This window comes from Vibrio bivalvicida (genome assembly GCF_001399455.2).
GTDB lineage: Bacteria > Pseudomonadota > Gammaproteobacteria > Enterobacterales > Vibrionaceae > Vibrio > Vibrio bivalvicida.
Map to the genome: position 1 here is coordinate 85,792 of NZ_LLEI02000043.1, position 17,831 is coordinate 103,622.

Sequence of the window (17,831 nt, forward strand, 5' to 3'; positions counted from 1 at the left end):
TCGCCAGCAAACACTCGGTTCAACCAAGCGGTTTGTTTGCACAGGTAGAAGATGGCCAATTATTTTGAACATTAAGGAGTGAGACTATGACTTTCCAGATTTTAACGACCCCAGATAGCGCATTTGTCGACCTACCTGACTACCCATTTGCCCCTAACTATGTCGAGGTTGAGGGAATGAAAATGCACTTTATTGACGAGGGAGAGAAGGACGCACAAGTTATTTTTTTGCTTCATGGTCAGCCTTCGTGGAGCTATCTCTATCGTCATATGGTGCCCGTGCTAGTAAAGGCAGGATATCGCGTCATTGCCCCTGACCTAATAGGCTTTGGTAAGTCTGATAAGCCAGCGACAAGTGACGTGCACACCTACGCAAACCATGTTCGTTGGATGACAAGTTTTATTCGTCAAACTGGTGTTCGCCATGGTGCGGCATTCATGCAGGATTGGGGTGGGATGATTGGCTTACGCGCTTTAGCGAACGAACCTCAATGGTTAGATCGGCTTGTGGTTGCCAATACTGCTCTCGCTGAAATGAACGGCTTAGAAAAGTTTATGGTGCCAAAAGTGTTGAAGGTAATGGCTGCTGCGGCAGGTAAAGCGACGCTAGATAAATTGGCAAACAAGATCAACTACGGCAATTGGGCTGGCTACTTTAGACATAGCGAACAACTCGAGATTGGCAAGGTCATCCAAATACTGACGACTAAAGAGCTGAGTAGTGAAGAAATGCGAGCCTACGATGCACCGTTCCCGTCACCTGAGTTCTATGCAGCACCACGCAAAATGCCTGAAATCGTTGCGGCTGAACTTGATGAAGTGAATAAGGATTGGATAAAACTTAAGCAGTGGCGCAAGCCTGTGTTGACGCTATTTAGCGATCAAGACCCATTCCTTGCCGGACAAGGTTACGACGAGAAATTCCAGAACAATTTCTCTGGAGCTTCAGGTCAACCACATATCACGATAAACAACGCATCCCACTTTTTACAAGAAGATCAATCTGTCGAGCTAGCAAAAAAAATGGTCGATTGGTTAGAGCAAACACAATATAAACAAGAGAAGGTAATAGCATGAAAGTATTAGCAATCGGAGCAAATGGTGTCATTGGACAAGCAGTCGTCAACCAACTAAGTCAGAATCATCAAGTGATAGCGGTTGGGCATAGCCGTGGAGAGGTTACAGTCGACATTGAAGACCAAGCCTCTATCAGAGCTTTGTTTGAGCAAGTTGGTCAGGTTGATGCGATTGTTTCAATGGCGGGTAACGGTGAAATGGGCAGCATCGCAGACATGCCAAGCTCAGGTTATGCGCAAGTCCTAAAGGGTAAGTTGATGGGGCAGGTTAACCTAGTTCGTATAGGTCTGGAATATTTGAAAGATGGCGGCTCCATTACCTTGACTTCTGGTCAGGCTGCCAACTACCCAATGGCGGGAACAGCAGCTATTTCTATCGGTGTGGCTGGTATCAACGCGTTTGTCGGCGTTGCTGCTTTAGAGCTTGAAGGGGGCAAACGTATCAATGCGGTCAGTCCAGCTGTTGTTAAAGAGACACTGGAGCAGTGGGGTGTTGACAGCAGCACAGGAATTCCCGTATGTGAAGTGGCTAAATTCTATCAACAAAGTATTGAAGGGAATGACAACGGACAAATCTTTGATGCTGTTTTATCTCAGTAGTTTTGCGAAAGCGGTAATACCCAGCAAAAGTTGTTTTACTGGGTATTGTTAGCTATAAAGCATGCACTTAAGCTGAGTTTACATCACTGCTTTATCGAATAGCATTAAGATGCTTTGGTTTGGGCTTTAACGTATTTCTTGACTTTCTTCATCGCCATTTGACGCTTCAAGGGGGACAGATAGTCGATAAATAGATTACCAGAGAGGTGGTCTATTTCGTGTTGCATCACAATGGCTAGGAACTCATTACTTTCAATTGTGATCGGATTTCCTTCTCGATCCAGTGCAGAAACAACCACAGAAGTAAAACGTTCAACTTCCGCGTAGTAGTCAGGCACCGACAGGCAACCTTCTTGGCCGAGAGCTTTGTTTTCACCACTGATGACTTCGGGGTTAACTAAGATTAGCGGGTCATCTCTATTATCCGAAAGATCAATGATCACTACTGCTTCTTTGCGGCCAACTTGAGTAGCAGCCAAGCCAATACCATTGTCTGTAGCGTAGAGAGTTTCGAGCATATCATCGATAAGAGTTTGAACCGATGTAATGTCTTGAACTTTCTCGGCTTGAATCTTAAGGCGTGGGTTTGGTGCAGTAAGAACTTCTAATATTGCCACGTACTATGTTTCCTCTCGAGGTATCAAAACTCTGAATTCTAACTGAAAATACCCAAACGATGTGAGTCTTAATTCTCTTCTTTATGGGGGACATCTGCTGCGACAAACAGTCTTTTTAAGGTGATAGGTATAAATAACTCAATACAAAGAGCCAATAGTGTGATGGTTTTTATGTTATTGAATTTTAAAACTAAAAAGTTTGGTATAGCGAGTGCAATAGATCAACTGGTCTGATTTAGTCTATTGGACACAAATCTGTAAAACGGACGTAAACCGTTGTTGGCAGAGTAGATTAAAAATCAATAAAATAATTTGCTGCAAGGAGAAACCGATGAAGCAAATATTAACCAGTGGTATTACTTTATTATTAGGTGTGAGTTCAGTTGTTATGGCAGGCAGTGAACCCGCACAAGTCGGCCCTCGCCCTCTTTATCTCGTTAGTGATATGGAAGAGAGCCCACTTAAAACCAAGCTAGAAAGCTGCAGTGACGGCCCATTTTATCGTAGTGATTTTTCGATTGGTCACCGCGGTGCAGCCATGCAATTTCCCGAGCACACCAAAGAGTCGTACCTTGCTGCGATTGCGATGGGAGCTGGGATACTGGAATGTGATGTGACTTTTACCAAAGATAAACAACTGGTATGTCGTCATTCGCAAAGCGATCTCCACACCACAACCGACGTTCTCGCTCATCCTGAACTTGCTAAGAAATGTTCAGTGCCGTTTAAACCAGCGAATCCTGAGACTGGCGAGGATGCCCAAGTAGAGTGCCGCACTTCAGACTTTACATTGGCTGAGTTCAAAACTTTGAAAGGCAAAATGGATGGCGCCAACCCTAAAGCGACAACAATTGAAGAGTACATGAATGGGACGCCTGGTTGGCGCACCGATTTATACTCACAAACCGGTACTTTGATGACCCACGCTGAAAGTGCAGCACTGTTCAAAAAGTATGGTGTGAAGGTGACACCAGAGCTAAAGTCGGCAAAAGTTGAGATGCCTTACCAAGGCTTCAGCCAAGAGAATTATGCGCAGAAGTTAATTGATGAGCTGAAAGCGGCAGGGTTTACAGCAAAAGACGCTTATGTTCAGTCATTCAACCTAGATGACGTGAAATACTGGATTAAAAACGAACCTGAGTTTGGTCAGCAAGCCGTTTACCTCGACGATCGCGTATACAACCTAGAAGGCTTTACCGCGACACTAGAGAACATGAAAGCGCTATCTAAAGACGGTGTACAGATCATTGCTCCTCCTCTATACGCGCTTATTCAGTTGGACAATAAGAATGCGATTGTTGCATCAGAATACGCGAAGCTAGCCAAACAAGCAGATCTAGATATTATTGCATGGACACTTGAGCGCTCGGGGCCACTGGCACAAGGCGGCGGTTGGTATTACCAAAGTGTGACTGAGCAAATCAACCAAGATGGGGACATGATGAAAGTGTTGGATGTATTGGCGAAAGATGTTGGCGTTCTGGGTGTATTCAGTGATTGGCCATCAACAGTAACCTACTACGCGAACTGTATGGACATCTAAGGGAACACTCTGTCTTAGCGCAAGATATTTTGGATAGGAATTGAAGGGCTTTCGAGCCCTTTTTACATGATCTCGAAGGTATTTTGCTACGCGTCAATTTTTGAGTTATCTAGCAGTTCTGTCAATAGATTTTCTAACTCGTGATGATGTAAACCGCCTAGCATGGAAATAGGTATTCTCACCTTTCCTGTGGCGAGTTTGAGAAACACAACTCGGTTGCTTCCTCCTTCGCTCGCATACCACTTCTCTTTCGCTTCGATAACTGACGCAAAGCGACATTGTTTTGTTTTTCCTAAAACGCGACTAATAATCAGCCTTTGATCATCGAACAGTAGTTGATAACTCAGTTGCTGTAGGGCTATCACGACCATAGCGAAAACCAATACAAACATAAACAAAGCCATGTAGAACGACGCGGGTGGGTCAATAACGAGTTGTGTGAATAGAAATAGGGCGATGAGTATTGTGAACCAAGAAATGACCAAGCCCAGAAAGGAAATTTGTACTCCTTTCATATCAGGAAAGCGCTCACGTGTGCTCTCCTTATGGCTTTTCAAAACCGCAAAAAATGCAAGCATTAGCAGGGGTATTAAAGCTCTGATATATTCGATATTTTCCATAAGTATTTCAGTATGAGGGCTACTTGCTGTCCAGTATACTGTCTACTCTCGGAGTATCGAGTTCTTCGGAGCTTAAATGGTCATATTCGTGTTTCTGCTTTTCATGCATCGCTTCAATTAGTTGTCGATCTAGCTTGGCGAAGTAGAGATCTTCTTCCGCTTTGCCGCGCAACCGAAGTTTTTCTGTAAAGTCCATGTCAGCTACCTCATCAGATTAACCATCTGCTTTAAGTATAGCTAGCACGACGATCTTAATAGACGTCATCTATATAAGAGTTGTCAGAATGTGACTCAAATAGCGACTACAGAGTCACTCCTAGTAATAGGTAGCCTCCCATGGCAAAACCCGCTAATGAACAGGTTATGGGTAATTGAGTCATAAAGTGCTGCTGTGGTTCGCATCCCGCGGCGCTTGCAGCGACAATGACTGAATCAGAAATAGGTGAGTTTTGATCACCGAACACTGCGCCAGAAAGAACGGCACCCAATACTATGGCGACAGGTAAATGTAAATGAAGAGCAAGGCCGATTGCGAGAGGAGCGAGAATACTCACAGTAGCTCCCGAGCTACCCGTGGAAAAGGAGATAAATATACCTACAGAGAACACGACAGCAGGGATAAGCCACAATGGCAGAGTATCAGAAAGCAGCTTAGATAGGAGTGCTCCAGTCCCCAGTTTGCCAATGACCTGACTTAAAGCCATTGCCAGGATCAGTATGACTAGCGCCGGAACCATGCCTTTTATGCCATCAATGCACCATTCAATGTATTGTGCCACCTTTATCCCAATTAGTGAGTAGTAGATCCCGCTGCCAATTAGGGCAATATAGCCGCCCCAGTAGACTGCATCACTGACATCACCTTTCATGACGCTACCGCTGCCAGTTGTCCAGCAAATAGCAATGACAGAAGCGAGCAGCAGCGTGATAGGGAGTGCACCACCAATTAGCTTCCAGTGGTTGATTGATTCAGGTGATTGAGGTTGCCTGTCTTGGTGTTTTAGCTGCGTATTGTCTTGAGTCTTTTGTTTTGTCAAAGCGAGCACAGGGACTGAAAGCAATACAAGTAGAGAATAGAATTGATAAGGCACAGCCGCCACTAGTGTGCTAATAGGCTTTACTGCTTGTAAGTGGCCTCCCGACTGGGCTGCTATTAGGCCTGCTAACATAACACCAGCGCCACTGGCTGGGTTCAGCCAAGCTATTGGCGAGCCAGTGCTGTTGGCAAAGTAAGCCAACCTAGTTTTTGAAAGACCGTGACGGGCGAAAAGCGGTTTACCTACCATGCCGACCATCATCATAGAGCCTATTCCTTCAAGACACATCAATAATCCCATAAAGAAAGTGAATAATTGAGCCGAAGCAGGAGAGCGCACAATTCCCCGTTTCTCACTTAAGAATTGGAGTAAGTTGTTAAGCCCGCCAGATTGATTCATCACATTGCTCAGTGCGCCTATCATGGCAATAAACAGCAGGCTTTTCACCGCATAGCGAGAGGAGAAAACCATCGCAATAGCATCGAAACTAGCCGTGACGCCTGAGAATAGATTGTGCTGAAGAATAATGCTAGCTGTTAACAATCCTGTGGCGATAGCTAGAAAGACCTGTCGAGTGGCAATCGCAAGCGTAACTGCCACCAAAGGAGGCAGTAAGGGAAGCCAGTTAGTCATGGTCTTCAAAGACGAATTGAGGATCTGAAAGCGCTTGTTCGACGGTATAACTTAGCTCGAAATCTGGAAACAAATCACTGGTTCGAAGTGTACCTTCGTCGAAAGCCGCCAGTTTGTTGAGTACGTAAATTACGTTGTTGATCCCCCAGCGTTCTTTATCAGTTTCGGCCCCCTTCTTTGCCGATACCTCATTACCTGAAGTTAAGTTAGCATGAGTAATGTACGCTGTGCTGTAGTTATGATACTCAAATGGATGGTTCGGGAAATTAGACTCAAGCAGTTGAAGCATCTTTGTTTGACTCAAGCTGGAGAAATCCATTTGAACGCAGTGGTTAAGTGTACGTTTATCTGTCAGAGCGAGCGCGGCGCAATAGCCAATATCATTGATATGATGGGTGTAGATTGGGAAGCTCATATCACCAAAAGTCGTAATGCTGTCGAAAAAGCGCAGGTTCGGCAAAAAGTAGTCGAAAATTCCCCCGTTGTAGAAGAAAGTCCAACCAATTCCGCTATCGAATATCTTTTGGTGAAGCGCTTTTTTATGATCAAAAATTTCTCCCTCACCGTATTCGATTGCTTGGGTATGTGCCCCAAACTCGGTGGGAACAAAGCGGTCAACACCTGCTTCTACCGCGGCTTCTAACCACAATGGTTCGTCATGAGTGATGATGGACTTCGATCCAGGGACGGCACAGATTAAGGTGTCACACTCTGCCAACGCCCTGCGTAACGTGGATTTATCGTTCAGTGTTTCTAGGACGATCAGTTCAGCACCTTGCTTTTGAAACTCTAGCAACTGAGGATTAAGTCCTGATGGCTTAGTTCGACAAAGTAAAACCACATCGTGCCCCAATGACAATAACCCTTGGGTCAATGGCTTACCAACTTGACCAGCTGCACCTATTACAGCGACGCGTTGCTTTTCAAACTGATACATATTCTGGCTCCTTACAGCGACTTGTAGAGCAGAATCTTATTGGTGTGGTGAATGTTTGTCTTGGTCAACATGAGCCTAAAAATGGTAAATGTTGAACTACGAAAGAGGGGGGAGTAAAACCCTGTCTCATTTAATGATAAAATCATGACTTAGGGCTAAACTTAAGGGATGCTCGATGTGTTAGGAGGTAAGCATGGAGTTTCTTGTCCAATTTGACGAAAATGGTTTATACCAGAACAACCCGTGGGACGTCCCAGTTCACTATATGAAAGGGGAAGTGCGTGCGCTAAATCCTCTTCTTGCCATGGTCATGATCGAACGAAATCAAGCCCACATATACACCAACTTAAAAGATAAGCGACTGCCTATCTCTCAAGGGGAAGAGTAAAAGATTCATAGCGAAGACGTAGTTGGTTTCCCTACTACGTCTTTTTTTGAACGATCAATTGGCGAGCAAACTCAGCAAATCCATAACCTCTGGTTGAGCCATAACTAGCGACTATCTGCTCTACGATGATACTGCTTAGTGGTTTCCTATTTTGGCCAATATCCATGGCGACTCAACACTGGCGATAGGCTTCCATTCCTTTGAAATTAAGTTTTCCATATTGATTGTCTAATGCTGTTTAAATAACTGTATATCTTATGAAAATTAACTCTTTATTTCAGTGCAGTGGCTTAGGTTAATCAATACCCGATGAGAGAGAAGACAGCCGTTTTTATCGATGTCGTAATTGGAAATGCTTGTTGTCACAATGGCAACGCGCCAAACGGTGGACTATCGAATATTATCCTCGCAAACGATTACTATATAAGTGAGGTAGCTATGTCCCGATTCCTTTTATGCGCATTTTCCTTTGTGCTTCTTTATCCTACGGCCATTGACCTCTATCTTGTTGGGTTACCTCAAATAGCCGCCGATCTAACCGCAACGCAGTCGCAGCTTCATATGGCGTTTTCTATCTACTTGTCAGGCATGGCGATGATGATGCTGTTTGTTGGTCGACTTGCTGACCATTTCGGACGTAAGCCTGTTGCTATTGCTGGTGCCATTGTTTTTGCTATTTCTTCCTGGCTCGGTGGCGCATCTCAAACCAGTGATGCTTTCCTGATGATGCGTTTTTTCCAAGGCGTAGGGGCAGGGTGTTGTTACGTGGTGGCCTTCGCTATTTTGCGCGACACGCTAGACGATCAAAAGCGCGCTAAAGTGCTTTCTATGTTGAATGGCATCACCTGTATGATTCCTGTTTTAGCACCAGTCATTGGGCACTTAATCATGCTGAAGTTTCCTTGGCCTGTCCTGTTTAGTGCGATGGCGGCAATGGGTGTTTTAGTTTGTTTGATTGCGACGTTTGTGTTGAAAGAAACCTTGTCAAAACAGCCAAATGATCAGCCTAACAGCGAAGAGTCTGGTTCTAACGAGACGCTATGGGATCGTTATTTCCTCTCAAGAGTTTTGTTTACCTCGCTTGGTGTGACGGCAATTCTTACCTATGTAAATACGTCTCCAATGATTGTCATGGAAACACTGAACTTCAGCCGCGGTGAATACTCAACAGCAATGGCGCTCTTGGCTATGGTGGGGATGTCAACTTCATTCTCAGCACCCATTGCCCTGTCTTACTTTAAGCAAGGAACCTTGTTACTAGGCTCACAAATCATTACTTTGACGTCGGCTATCGTCATCCTCGCGGCTCACTTGAATGGCGATAGCTCGACGCTTTACATGCTAGGTTTTGGATTGGTTAGTATGGGGTTCTCTATGGGATTTGGTGTCGCGATGAGTCAAGCACTTAGCCCTTTTTCCAACAAAGCCGGTTTAGCCAGTTCGGTACTGGGTATTTCGCAAGTGTGTTGTTCCGCCTTATATATATGGTTTATGGCATGGATTGGTGTGTCTGCGGTAAATATGTTGCTAATTGCATTGGTTGCTGGTGGCGTTATCGGCATCGCTTTAATATTATTAGGGGCAAATCAACCACGTAGCGATCTTCATGAAGAAATCACTTGCACGCCTTGATCTGAATCTCTTGCTCACTCTGCAATTGTTGCTACAAGAGCAGAGTGTGACCAAAACGGCAAAGAAGCTCAATGTCACGCCTTCAACGGTAAGCAAGGCATTGGGCAAGTTGCGTGATTGGTTTGATGATCCATTGTTCGTCAATACTCCGCAGGGTTTAAGACCCACGCCACTCGCGAGTAGCATGGAAGAGAGCCTCTCTGACTGGCTACTTATTGGCAGCCAAATCGTCTCAAGACGTGGTGATGAAGCACCAATAGGTGTGCGGTTTAATCTTGGGGTAGAGTCTCCCTTATCTTTGATCATGGTTGATGAATTGACCAAGCGAATTCACCAAACATACCCAGACTCTAAGATAAAATTTACCAGTTGGGACTATGACTCTCTAGAGGCTATTGCCCGTGGTGATGTCGATATTGGTTTTACGGGTAGAGAGAGCCACCCTCGTTCAAAAGAGTCTCTTGAACTGCTGCCTTACTACATCAATTTTGAAGTACTCTTTACTGACTTGCCCTTGGTTTATCTACGTAAAGATCACCCCGCGCTTGAGCAGGAGTGGAACTTGGAGACGTTTCTCAGCTACCCACACATTAATGTGACGTGGGAGAAAAGTGAGAGCTGGGCACTGGATGAAATATTGATAGAGTTAGGGTTGAGCCGCAACGTCAACTTGACCATGTCGGGGTTTGAGCAGGCACTGTTTGTTGCTGAAAAAGCAGGCCATGAGATGATCACCACCGCCCCAAAATACTGTCAGAAATATTGCCAGCAACTCCACCCAGATCTGGTTGCCATGCCGATTCCATTAGATGAGGAGCAGCAACAGAAACTTAAGATCCCATTCACTATGATTTGGCATAAACGCAATAATCGCAATCCAAAGATAAAGTGGCTGCGAGATACGATTAAAAACCTCTACGGCCAATAGATTTAAATTAGAAACGATAAAACTTTACAAGGAGCGACGATGACTAATTTGCTTGCGAACTTGCCTGACTCTCTTAATGAAGAGCAATTTGAAGATATCGTTAAGGGTAAGGATGTACGGATCGAACGAATCCTCTCTCATGGTCAAAGCTCACCGGAGTCTGGTTGGTATGATCAAGATGAGAGCGAGTGGGTGATGGTTTTGTCTGGGTTTGGTGTGATTGAGTTTGAAGATGGTCGTATCGTTAAGCTTGAGCAGGGCGATCATGCCAATATCCCCGCACACTGCAAACATAAAGTGAAACAGACCGCTCAAGACGAGATAACGGTCTGGCTAGCGGTTTTCTACAAAGGCTAAATTTCACTCGCGAGTTGGGCTAAATACGCGCGCATGTACTGAGTTCTGATTCTTGCCTCTTTTTTAGCGGCGTCAGTGTTCATCATCTGCTCGAGTTTAAACAGCTTGTTGTAGAAGTGATCGACAGTGTAGTTTTTATCATCAAACTCTCGAGTTTCACAAAATGGATCGTCTGAATTGTATAAGCTTGCACCAAAGTTAGTACTTACTTGTAGGCAGCGAGCAATCCCTACCGCCCCTAAGGCATCAAGGCGGTCTGCATCCTGCACAATTTGCGCTTCCAACGTTTGCGGCGTGATATTTGCGCTGTAACTGTGCGCAACAATCGCATGATGGATTGCATCTAAGTATTGAGCTGGGTAGCGGATGGAGGTAAGGAATTCGATTGCTTTGTCGGCTGCGACCACAGAGCTTTTACTGCGCTCGGGATGGTTCTTAGCGAAGGTGAAACAATCATGCAGATAAGCGGCTGGCAGAACCACTTCTAGTTTTGCGTTTTCTTGCTCACATAGGTTGTTCGCTGTTTTGACGACACGAGTTACATGATTGATGTCGTGCGCGGGATCTTGAACCATTTCCTTTTCAATAAACTCAAACATTGCTTGAGTGTACTTTTCAACAGTTTCCACACGAGTTCCTACTATAGAGGTTGATTTGCTAGAGCTTAACATAGTGACTGTCACTTTCGGCCATTAGTGGGAACGTTTATTTATATGTGGGACGAGCTTTCTTTTCATCTGTCTCGCATTGGATTTGAGTGAGTGCGGAGAAGCGAGCGTTAGCGGTTTTATATATGAAGCGGAACAGAGATATAGACTAGCCTCTTTAGCTCTGTATCGCTTTACTCTATAATTGCCGCGCTTTTATTTGGGTTAGCCCTTCATTGTGGAAAGATTATGATTTCAAAGAACCAACTTAAACTACTTCGAGCTCTTGGCCAGAAGAAGCAGCGCAAAGCGCACGGCCTATTTTTGGTGCAAGGAGAGAAGAATGTACTTGAGTTGGCTAATAGCGCGCTAACGGTAAAGCAAGTCTTTGCAACGGCTGAGTTTATTGCTGAGCATCGCCGTGAACTTGGTAGCTTTGAGTGCATTGAGGCGTCATTAGATGAGCTAACTAAGGCGAGCACGCTAGTCAGCAACAATGCCGCGATTGCGGTGGTTGAAATTCCAAGTATTGAAACACCAAAAGCACAAGGATTAATGATCGCGTTAGATGGTGTGTCTGATCCGGGCAACCTCGGAACGATTATCCGTGTCGCTGACTGGTACGGCATTAAACACATTGTCGCAAGTACTGACTGCGCTGATCCATACAATCCAAAAACCATCAGTGCCACAATGGGCAGTTTTGGCCGTGTAACTGTAAGCCTGCTGGATCTTCCAAGCTACCTAGAGCAATCAAATTTACCTGTTTATGGCGCATTCCTTGAAGGTGAAAGCGTGCACAAAACGCAATTTGCCGCACAGGGTATTTTACTGATGGGCAGCGAATCGCATGGTATTCGCGAGCAAGCGGCTAAATGTGTGACCGACAAGATTACGATTCCTGCCTTTGGTGGTGCAGAGTCACTTAACGTGGCGATGGCAACTGGTATTATTTTGGATAACTTGCGTCGTCAGCACGGGTAACAGCAGTAAATCCCGATAAGTATCAGTTCATGAGCTAATCGATATACTATTTCAAATAGTTGGTTGCTTTATGAGCGTATTTCGTAACAAACCCAACACGCGAGCCAGATAATCAAAACTGCAGATAGACAGGGCGTTGTACATCGTTAATATAGAGGGCAATTTTCGCTCTAATGGTTATCTATGAATAAAGCTTTTGTAATCCGTGCACGCGCCGCTTCTACTGACCCTAAAACTTTCGTTGCTGGAGTCGGTGCTGACGCTCATTCCGAAATTCTTGCTCATGTATTGATGAATGCAATTTTCACTGCTCAGTCTCATCGTGATGATGTTACGGTCTACCTAGTCATTGAAAGTACCTCAGACTTTTCGCGCACTCTATGCTTTGAATCCTCACAGCTTCGCAATATTGGTGGTTTTCATGAATCGGCATTGATCGCTTTAATTGCAAAAGCGCTAGAACACTCAGTTGGTATGAAAAAAGAAGAAAGGCGGAATGTGAGTGACGGATTAAGCGTCGAAACCATCAGTTTTGAAAAGCTGGTTCAGCGCCTAGCAGAAGACTATACGCTCTATTTGCTGGATAAAAAAGGGGCTGATATTCATGACGAGCCGTTTGATGGTGACGCGTGTTTTATATTAACTGACCATATACCGATGCCGAAGAAGAGTTGGAATAGCCTAAAGCGTTTAGGTACGCGCAAGGTCAGCCTTGGGCCTCAAATGTTATTTGCGTCTCAATGCATTGTGCTTATACATAATGAGTTTGATCGACGAGGGTATAACTAAGTTTATTAAGAAGCATTGTTTGTTAGAAGTAGCGCCTAAAGTTAATATCTTTGGGCGTTTTCGTATGTGATAGAAAGTACTTCTCTGTCAGTTTTTAACTCAACGTTTGAGTTAATTAGATTGGTTGATGTGATTACCGAGGGAGGTTGAGCTAACTTATTTATGCCCCATTATCATTTAGAGTTGATACTCATCAGCATCTTGCTAATACTGTTTTTCCTTATTAATAGTTACCTGAAGTTAGCAAATAGTCATCATGACTACATTCTATTCGTCATTTACCGATTAGTTGATAAACATTTACTCACGGGGAAAGCTAATGATTAATGCCCCTGGCAAAGGTTGGTAGGTAGATAACTTGGATAAGGTGCCTCATAACTTGCCGCCACATTATAACGTCCTGATAAATGATGAGTGGTTAAATATTCACGTTGCTTCTCACTATAAAAGTGTTGTGTTGCCTCTAACTTAATTCCGTCACCGTCACCTGCGCATATGAAATGCCCATCGTTCATGTCTGGATACTCAACAGTGTCTTCTTCTTCCAACCCATACCTATCGGTCATCTTTCTTGACTTCCAAATGCCTTTGACTGTACTTGGCTCGAAGCTTTTCAAATTTCGCCATTGTATGAACAAGAAAGTCTCTTTCGGGGGGATCGATGGAGTGTCACTCACTACCTCATTTGGGCTTTTACAGGTATCAAATAAAACCGCAGTATTTTCTTCCACTCTAAATGACAATTTTTCTTCATCTTGTATATGAGAATTCACTTTCTTCTTGGGCCAAGAAGATTCACTCTTTAGGCTTAAGTAAGAGGAGGGAGAACGTAAGCGATAAATATCATCAATTGCAGCAGTGTCAACAATGTCATAAACGGGGTTTTCATGAAGTGATTCGTAGCTCGCACTAGAATTGAACTCAATTTTAAACAGAAAATGCTGCATCTCGGGTTTAGTGATAGATGAGAAAGCTTTATCGACAGAGGTTTTGATTTTTTCAATGGATTTCGGGTGAGTGAGGTAAATCGGAATGAGTCCGTGTCCTGCGATGTCTAAATCACTCGGTGCTATCACTGTGTTGGGTAATGGCACGCTTCCTATCCCTGTAAATTGAAGCCCATTAATAACAAGGTCTGAGGTTGACAAAATATAATCACTGTTCGGGCTGAGAGTGGGTGAAGCGGGAGCGATATGAACAACGCGAATGTTATCGGCACCGTAGCCGCGCTGAGATGTCACATGCTTGTATGATTCATTCACCCATAAGTTTCCTTGCGAATGGGCGATGTATATGAGTTTTTTTCCTTTCCACGTCTGAGAGTCGTTTATAAGATGATGCTGCATCCTCGTTTGGCTTGTTTCGGGGGCATCAACTAATGATGTCAGTGCCTCGAGAAATTCTCGAATTTTTACGTTTAGAGTTTGGCTGATTGAGTCCTTAACATATCCCCCGAACCAAGAAAAGGCAGCACTGATTTTTTGGATGATAGAGCTGTTCACTCTGCCATTAATGATGTCCCAAAACGCTTCCCATCGGTCAAATTGTTTCTGCTCTAGCTCATAAGTTCTTTGGTCAAAGGTTTCAGCGAAATCGGCCAATACGTTAAGGCCGCTTCCGTCAATGTAAGAATCGTTGTAGAAAAGCTGGTATTCAACAGGCTCCCCGTTGTATTGGCTGATACCTAGAGTGGATTGAATTTTATCTATATTTTCTTCAGCATCAGTTCGCGAGGTTGCGACGCCATTAAAGAACCCTATGGTATAGCCTTCGATTTTACATGAGTTTACAGTGGCATTATTTGCATAGGCATTTAGAGGCAATAAAACACTTATCATCAATGAGAGGGCTAGCTTATTCACAGTATTTGGCCTCCGCATTTAGAAGAGTACTTACCGCACCATCTTGTAAATGGTTGTAAGCAAGGTAAGCCATAGTACGAGCTTTGGTATTGTAGGTGAGTGCTCTAATGGTTCTTCCCGTATTTATTCGGTCATCAACATCTATACCAATAAACTTCTTACAAGCGATAATTTTCATATACTTACCACCAATTTCTATAGCTTTATCTATGTTACTATCGGTCTTTTCAGAAAAGTCGTAATAGAGGTTCTCTTGTGCGTGACGGGCATTTTGTTTTAAAGCCTTGCGAACTGGTTCAGTGACTTCTAACGCATCGATAAATGCCTCAATGTCATCGCGGATACCATCGTTATTTACATCAGTACCAGTAAGAGATTCGCTGCGGTCGAGCAGGGGTTCAAATCTGTCGTATAGCAGCCTTAGCTGACCATCAATGGTCTCTTGCGTCTTTAACTCTGCGATCAACTCTGGGGTTTTCTCGATGTTTGATATAACAATTGGTTGCTCTACATTACTTTCAGTTGACTCATTGGATTCTTTGCAACCTAAAACTAATATCACTGATAAAGTGCCAACTAACCAGTTTTTCATTTTTGTTTTCCCTAGTATTTTAAATAAACACTAGAGAATACTGATAAACTAATATACTGAATAATAAAGAATTTGCATGGTGATATAAGAGGTGGTGATAGACGGAATGAATTGCAAGCGAGCATGAACCAGAACAAGAGTTGTAAATACTTATCTAGCAGTATTTTTCACGTTAATTGTCACAAAGACCAGCCCTATCAATACTGGACATCAGATTTAGTGATTTTCGATACTTTTAGTTATTCAGGAATTTCTAGTATTTGGTTTGCCGAAACTGATTTTATGTCCAAAAACAAGTTAGAGAAACCCAACTTACTCGCTCCTCATTCTTGAGGATGCCCCCGAAAACAAAGGGTTGGCATAAAATGCCAACCCTTCAAAATCTTCGCTTCTCGCTACTTTTCTAACATGCCTAGTTTATCTGGTACGCCATTCCATTTTTCGGCTTCATCCATGGCTGGCTTTACTTCGGTTTGCACTGGCCAAAGTTCAGCAAGCTCAGCATTTAGCTCAACATAGATCTTTTGATCTCCAGGCACTTCATCTTCTTGGAAGATCGCGTGCGCATCGCATTCATCAACGCACAGACCACAATCAATACATTCGATTGGATTGATGACCATAAAGTTTGGGCCTTCATGAAACGCATCTGCCGGACATACAGCGACACAGTCAGTGTATTTACATTGGATACAGTTATCAGTTACGACAAACGCCATGATGAATGCTCTTGAGTTTAGGGTCTACAGACCTAATGAATTTGGAGAAAGGGGATAATACTCATCCCAAGGCAAAATTCAATATGTTTGATTTAGTATGACAGACAATTCAATTTCTCGTAAAATGCGCGCCATTGTGAGCTGACCGTTCGTCAAACGGTTTTGGCTAAGACACCTATCTATACGAGACATCAACATGATACGTTTAAATGAAATTAAACTTCCTCTAGATCATGAGGAAGAGGCGCTGACTGCTGCCATTACCAAGAAGCTTGGCATCTCTGAAGACCAAGTTATCTCTTACAATGTATTTAGACGTGGCTATGATGCTCGTAAAAAAGCCAACATCCTACTTATCTACACGCTAGATGTGGTAGCTGAAAACGAAGCTGCGCTTCTAGAGCAGTTCGTTAGCGATCCACACGTAAAAGAAACTCCAGACATGGAGTACAAGTTCGTTGCGAAAGCGCCTGAGAATGTGACGGAACGTCCTGTGGTTATCGGCTTTGGCCCATGTGGTCTGTTCGCTGCTCTGATTCTTGCCCAAGCGGGTTTTAAACCAATCGTTGTTGAGCGTGGTAAAGAGGTTCGTGAGCGTACAAAAGATACCTTCGGTTTTTGGCGTAAGCGCACTCTAAACACGGAATCAAACGTACAGTTTGGTGAAGGTGGTGCAGGTACGTTCTCTGACGGTAAGCTATACAGCCAGGTAAAAGATCCAAACTTCTACGGTCGTAAGGTCACTACTGAGTTTGTTGCCGCTGGTGCCCCTGAAGAGATCATGTATGTCAGTAAGCCGCATATCGGTACCTTTAAGTTGGTTACTATGATCGAGAAAATGCGTGCGAAAATCATCGAACTGGGTGGTGAAATCCGTTTTAGCACTCGCGTCGATGACATCCACATGGATGGTGAGCAAATAACAGGTCTAACCCTGTCTAACGGTGACGAGATCAAATCTCGTTATGTCGTTCTAGCAGTGGGTCACAGTGCGCGTGATACGTTCGAAATGCTGCACGAACGCGGCGTTTACATGGAAGCGAAGCCTTTCTCTGTTGGTTTCCGAATCGAGCATAAGCAGTCGATGATCGACGAAGCACGTTTTGGTAAAAATGCGGGCAATCCAATTCTTGGTGCGGCTGACTACAAACTGGTTCACCACTGTAAGAATGGCCGCACTGTGTACAGCTTCTGTATGTGTCCGGGTGGTACTGTCGTAGCGGCTACGTCAGAAGAAGGTCGTGTTGTTACCAATGGTATGAGCCAATACTCTCGTTCAGAGCGTAATGCAAACAGTGCAATTGTGGTGGGTATCGACCCAGAGCGTGATTACCCAGGAGACCCACTGGCTGGTATCCGCTTCCAACGTGAGCTTGAATCTGGTGCGTACGTACTAGGTGGTGAAAACTATGATGCGCCTGCACAGAAGATTGGTGATTTCCTTAAAGGTCGCGATCCAAGTGAGATAGGTGACGTTCAGCCATCATTTACACCAGGTATCCACTTAACAGATATCTCTAAAGCACTACCAGATTTTGCCATTGAAGCGATTCGAGAAGCGATTCCAGCGTTTGATAAGAAGATCAAAGGCTTTGCGTCTGATGACGGCCTATTGACTGGTGTTGAGACACGTACTTCTTCTCCGGTTTGTATCAAGCGTGGTAAAGACTTCCAGAGCATCAACCTAAAAGGATTTTACCCAGCGGGTGAAGGGGCTGGTTATGCGGGTGGTATCCTTTCTGCAGGTATTGACGGTATCAAGGTGGCTGAAGCCTTGTCTAAGGCAATGGTTGCCGACCTAGAAAACGCTTAAGCTAACTAAGCAAATATTTAGGCTCTTCTGTTTTAAGGCAGAAGGGCCTTTTTTATTT

Annotated in this window: 19 protein-coding genes; 10 read left to right on the plus strand and 9 right to left on the minus strand. The window is 44.1% G+C overall.

Features of this window, described 5'->3' with window-relative positions; all coding sequences use genetic code 11:
* Positions 1-86 precede the first annotated feature (86 nt).
* Positions 87-1,076: a haloalkane dehalogenase gene (locus tag APB76_RS14780; protein WP_054961745.1), complete on the plus strand. Its 990-nt coding sequence runs from the start codon at positions 87-89 to the stop codon at positions 1,074-1,076.
* The gene (locus APB76_RS14785) at positions 1,073-1,675 is read left to right on the plus strand and encodes a short chain dehydrogenase (protein WP_054961746.1); all 603 of its coding nucleotides are present in this window, start codon (positions 1,073-1,075) and stop codon (positions 1,673-1,675) included. The genes APB76_RS14780 and APB76_RS14785 overlap by 4 nt, the downstream gene beginning before the upstream one ends.
* Positions 1,676-1,779: 104 nt before the next feature.
* Here the strand turns inward: APB76_RS14785 and def are convergent, their stop codons facing one another.
* A complete protein-coding gene (def, locus tag APB76_RS14790; protein WP_049845798.1) occupies positions 1,780-2,292 on the minus strand; it encodes a peptide deformylase in 513 nt (170 codons plus the stop codon).
* Positions 2,293-2,623: 331 nt separating this feature from the next.
* Between def and APB76_RS14795 the strand changes: the two genes are divergently transcribed.
* Positions 2,624-3,835 carry a glycerophosphodiester phosphodiesterase family protein gene (locus tag APB76_RS14795; RefSeq protein WP_054961747.1) on the plus strand — a complete coding sequence of 404 codons (1,212 nt, stop codon included), beginning with the start codon at positions 2,624-2,626 and terminating at the stop codon, positions 3,833-3,835.
* 86 nt (positions 3,836-3,921) lie between these two features.
* On the opposite strand, the gene APB76_RS14800 is transcribed toward APB76_RS14795, so the two are convergent.
* The 4 genes from APB76_RS14800 to APB76_RS14810 all read right to left on the minus strand — a co-directional run bounded on the left by APB76_RS14800 (position 3,922) and on the right by APB76_RS14810 (position 7,062).
* Entirely contained in the window at positions 3,922-4,455 is a 534-nt protein-coding gene (locus APB76_RS14800) for a hypothetical protein (protein ID WP_054961748.1), read from the minus strand.
* Between the two features lie 19 nt (positions 4,456-4,474).
* Positions 4,475-4,651: a hypothetical protein gene (locus APB76_RS23115; protein WP_167350320.1), complete on the minus strand. Its 177-nt coding sequence runs from the start codon at positions 4,649-4,651 to the stop codon at positions 4,475-4,477.
* Between the two features lie 106 nt (positions 4,652-4,757).
* A complete protein-coding gene (locus APB76_RS14805) occupies positions 4,758-6,125 on the minus strand; it encodes a Na+/H+ antiporter NhaC family protein (RefSeq protein WP_054961749.1) in 1,368 nt (455 codons plus the stop codon).
* Positions 6,118-7,062: an NmrA family NAD(P)-binding protein gene (locus tag APB76_RS14810; protein ID WP_054961750.1), complete on the minus strand. Its 945-nt coding sequence runs from the start codon at positions 7,060-7,062 to the stop codon at positions 6,118-6,120. The genes APB76_RS14805 and APB76_RS14810 overlap by 8 nt, the downstream gene beginning before the upstream one ends.
* Before the next feature lie 193 nt (positions 7,063-7,255).
* Between APB76_RS14810 and APB76_RS14815 the strand changes: the two genes are divergently transcribed.
* The 4 genes from APB76_RS14815 to APB76_RS14830 all read left to right on the plus strand — a co-directional run bounded on the left by APB76_RS14815 (position 7,256) and on the right by APB76_RS14830 (position 10,367).
* Positions 7,256-7,450 (plus strand): hypothetical protein, encoded by a 195-nt coding sequence (locus APB76_RS14815; RefSeq protein WP_049845793.1) that lies wholly within the window; start codon positions 7,256-7,258, stop codon positions 7,448-7,450.
* Between the two features lie 309 nt (positions 7,451-7,759).
* The gene (locus APB76_RS14820) at positions 7,760-9,082 is read left to right on the plus strand and encodes an MFS transporter (protein WP_157633205.1); all 1,323 of its coding nucleotides are present in this window, start codon (positions 7,760-7,762) and stop codon (positions 9,080-9,082) included.
* Entirely contained in the window at positions 9,057-10,010 is a 954-nt protein-coding gene (gene yidZ, locus APB76_RS14825) for an HTH-type transcriptional regulator YidZ (protein ID WP_054961751.1), read from the plus strand. Before APB76_RS14820 ends, yidZ begins: the two co-directional genes overlap by 26 nt.
* A gap of 39 nt (positions 10,011-10,049) precedes the next feature.
* Positions 10,050-10,367, plus strand: a complete 318-nt coding sequence (locus APB76_RS14830; protein ID WP_049845791.1) for a cupin domain-containing protein — start codon at positions 10,050-10,052, stop codon at positions 10,365-10,367.
* Here the strand turns inward: APB76_RS14830 and APB76_RS14835 are convergent.
* Complete coding sequence (locus tag APB76_RS14835; RefSeq protein WP_235431353.1) at positions 10,364-10,966, minus strand: HD domain-containing protein; 603 nt, start codon at positions 10,964-10,966, stop codon at positions 10,364-10,366. The two genes, APB76_RS14830 and APB76_RS14835, sit on opposite strands and share 4 nt — an antisense overlap.
* 297 nt (positions 10,967-11,263) lie before the next feature.
* Between APB76_RS14835 and APB76_RS14840 the strand changes: the two genes are divergently transcribed.
* Both APB76_RS14840 and trmY read left to right on the plus strand, forming a co-directional pair.
* A complete protein-coding gene (locus APB76_RS14840) occupies positions 11,264-11,998 on the plus strand; it encodes an RNA methyltransferase (RefSeq protein WP_049845789.1) in 735 nt (244 codons plus the stop codon).
* A gap of 183 nt (positions 11,999-12,181) precedes the next feature.
* Positions 12,182-12,787: a tRNA (pseudouridine(54)-N(1))-methyltransferase TrmY gene (gene trmY / locus APB76_RS14845; RefSeq protein WP_054961752.1), complete on the plus strand. Its 606-nt coding sequence runs from the start codon at positions 12,182-12,184 to the stop codon at positions 12,785-12,787.
* A gap of 323 nt (positions 12,788-13,110) precedes the next feature.
* Here trmY and APB76_RS14850 read toward each other — a convergent pair whose 3' ends face one another.
* The 3 genes from APB76_RS14850 to fdxA all read right to left on the minus strand — a co-directional run bounded on the left by APB76_RS14850 (position 13,111) and on the right by fdxA (position 15,960).
* Complete coding sequence (locus tag APB76_RS14850; protein ID WP_408058710.1) at positions 13,111-14,625, minus strand: hypothetical protein; 1,515 nt, start codon at positions 14,623-14,625, stop codon at positions 13,111-13,113.
* 16 nt (positions 14,626-14,641) lie between these two features.
* Positions 14,642-15,241 carry a putative periplasmic lipoprotein gene (locus APB76_RS14855; RefSeq protein WP_054961754.1) on the minus strand — a complete coding sequence of 200 codons (600 nt, stop codon included), beginning with the start codon at positions 15,239-15,241 and terminating at the stop codon, positions 14,642-14,644.
* A gap of 395 nt (positions 15,242-15,636) precedes the next feature.
* Complete coding sequence (fdxA, locus tag APB76_RS14860; protein WP_049845779.1) at positions 15,637-15,960, minus strand: ferredoxin FdxA; 324 nt, start codon at positions 15,958-15,960, stop codon at positions 15,637-15,639.
* Between the two features lie 196 nt (positions 15,961-16,156).
* On the opposite strand from fdxA, the gene APB76_RS14865 reads away from it, so the two are divergent.
* Positions 16,157-17,773 carry an NAD(P)/FAD-dependent oxidoreductase gene (locus APB76_RS14865; RefSeq protein ID WP_054961755.1) on the plus strand — a complete coding sequence of 539 codons (1,617 nt, stop codon included), beginning with the start codon at positions 16,157-16,159 and terminating at the stop codon, positions 17,771-17,773.
* Positions 17,774-17,831 lie beyond the last annotated feature (58 nt).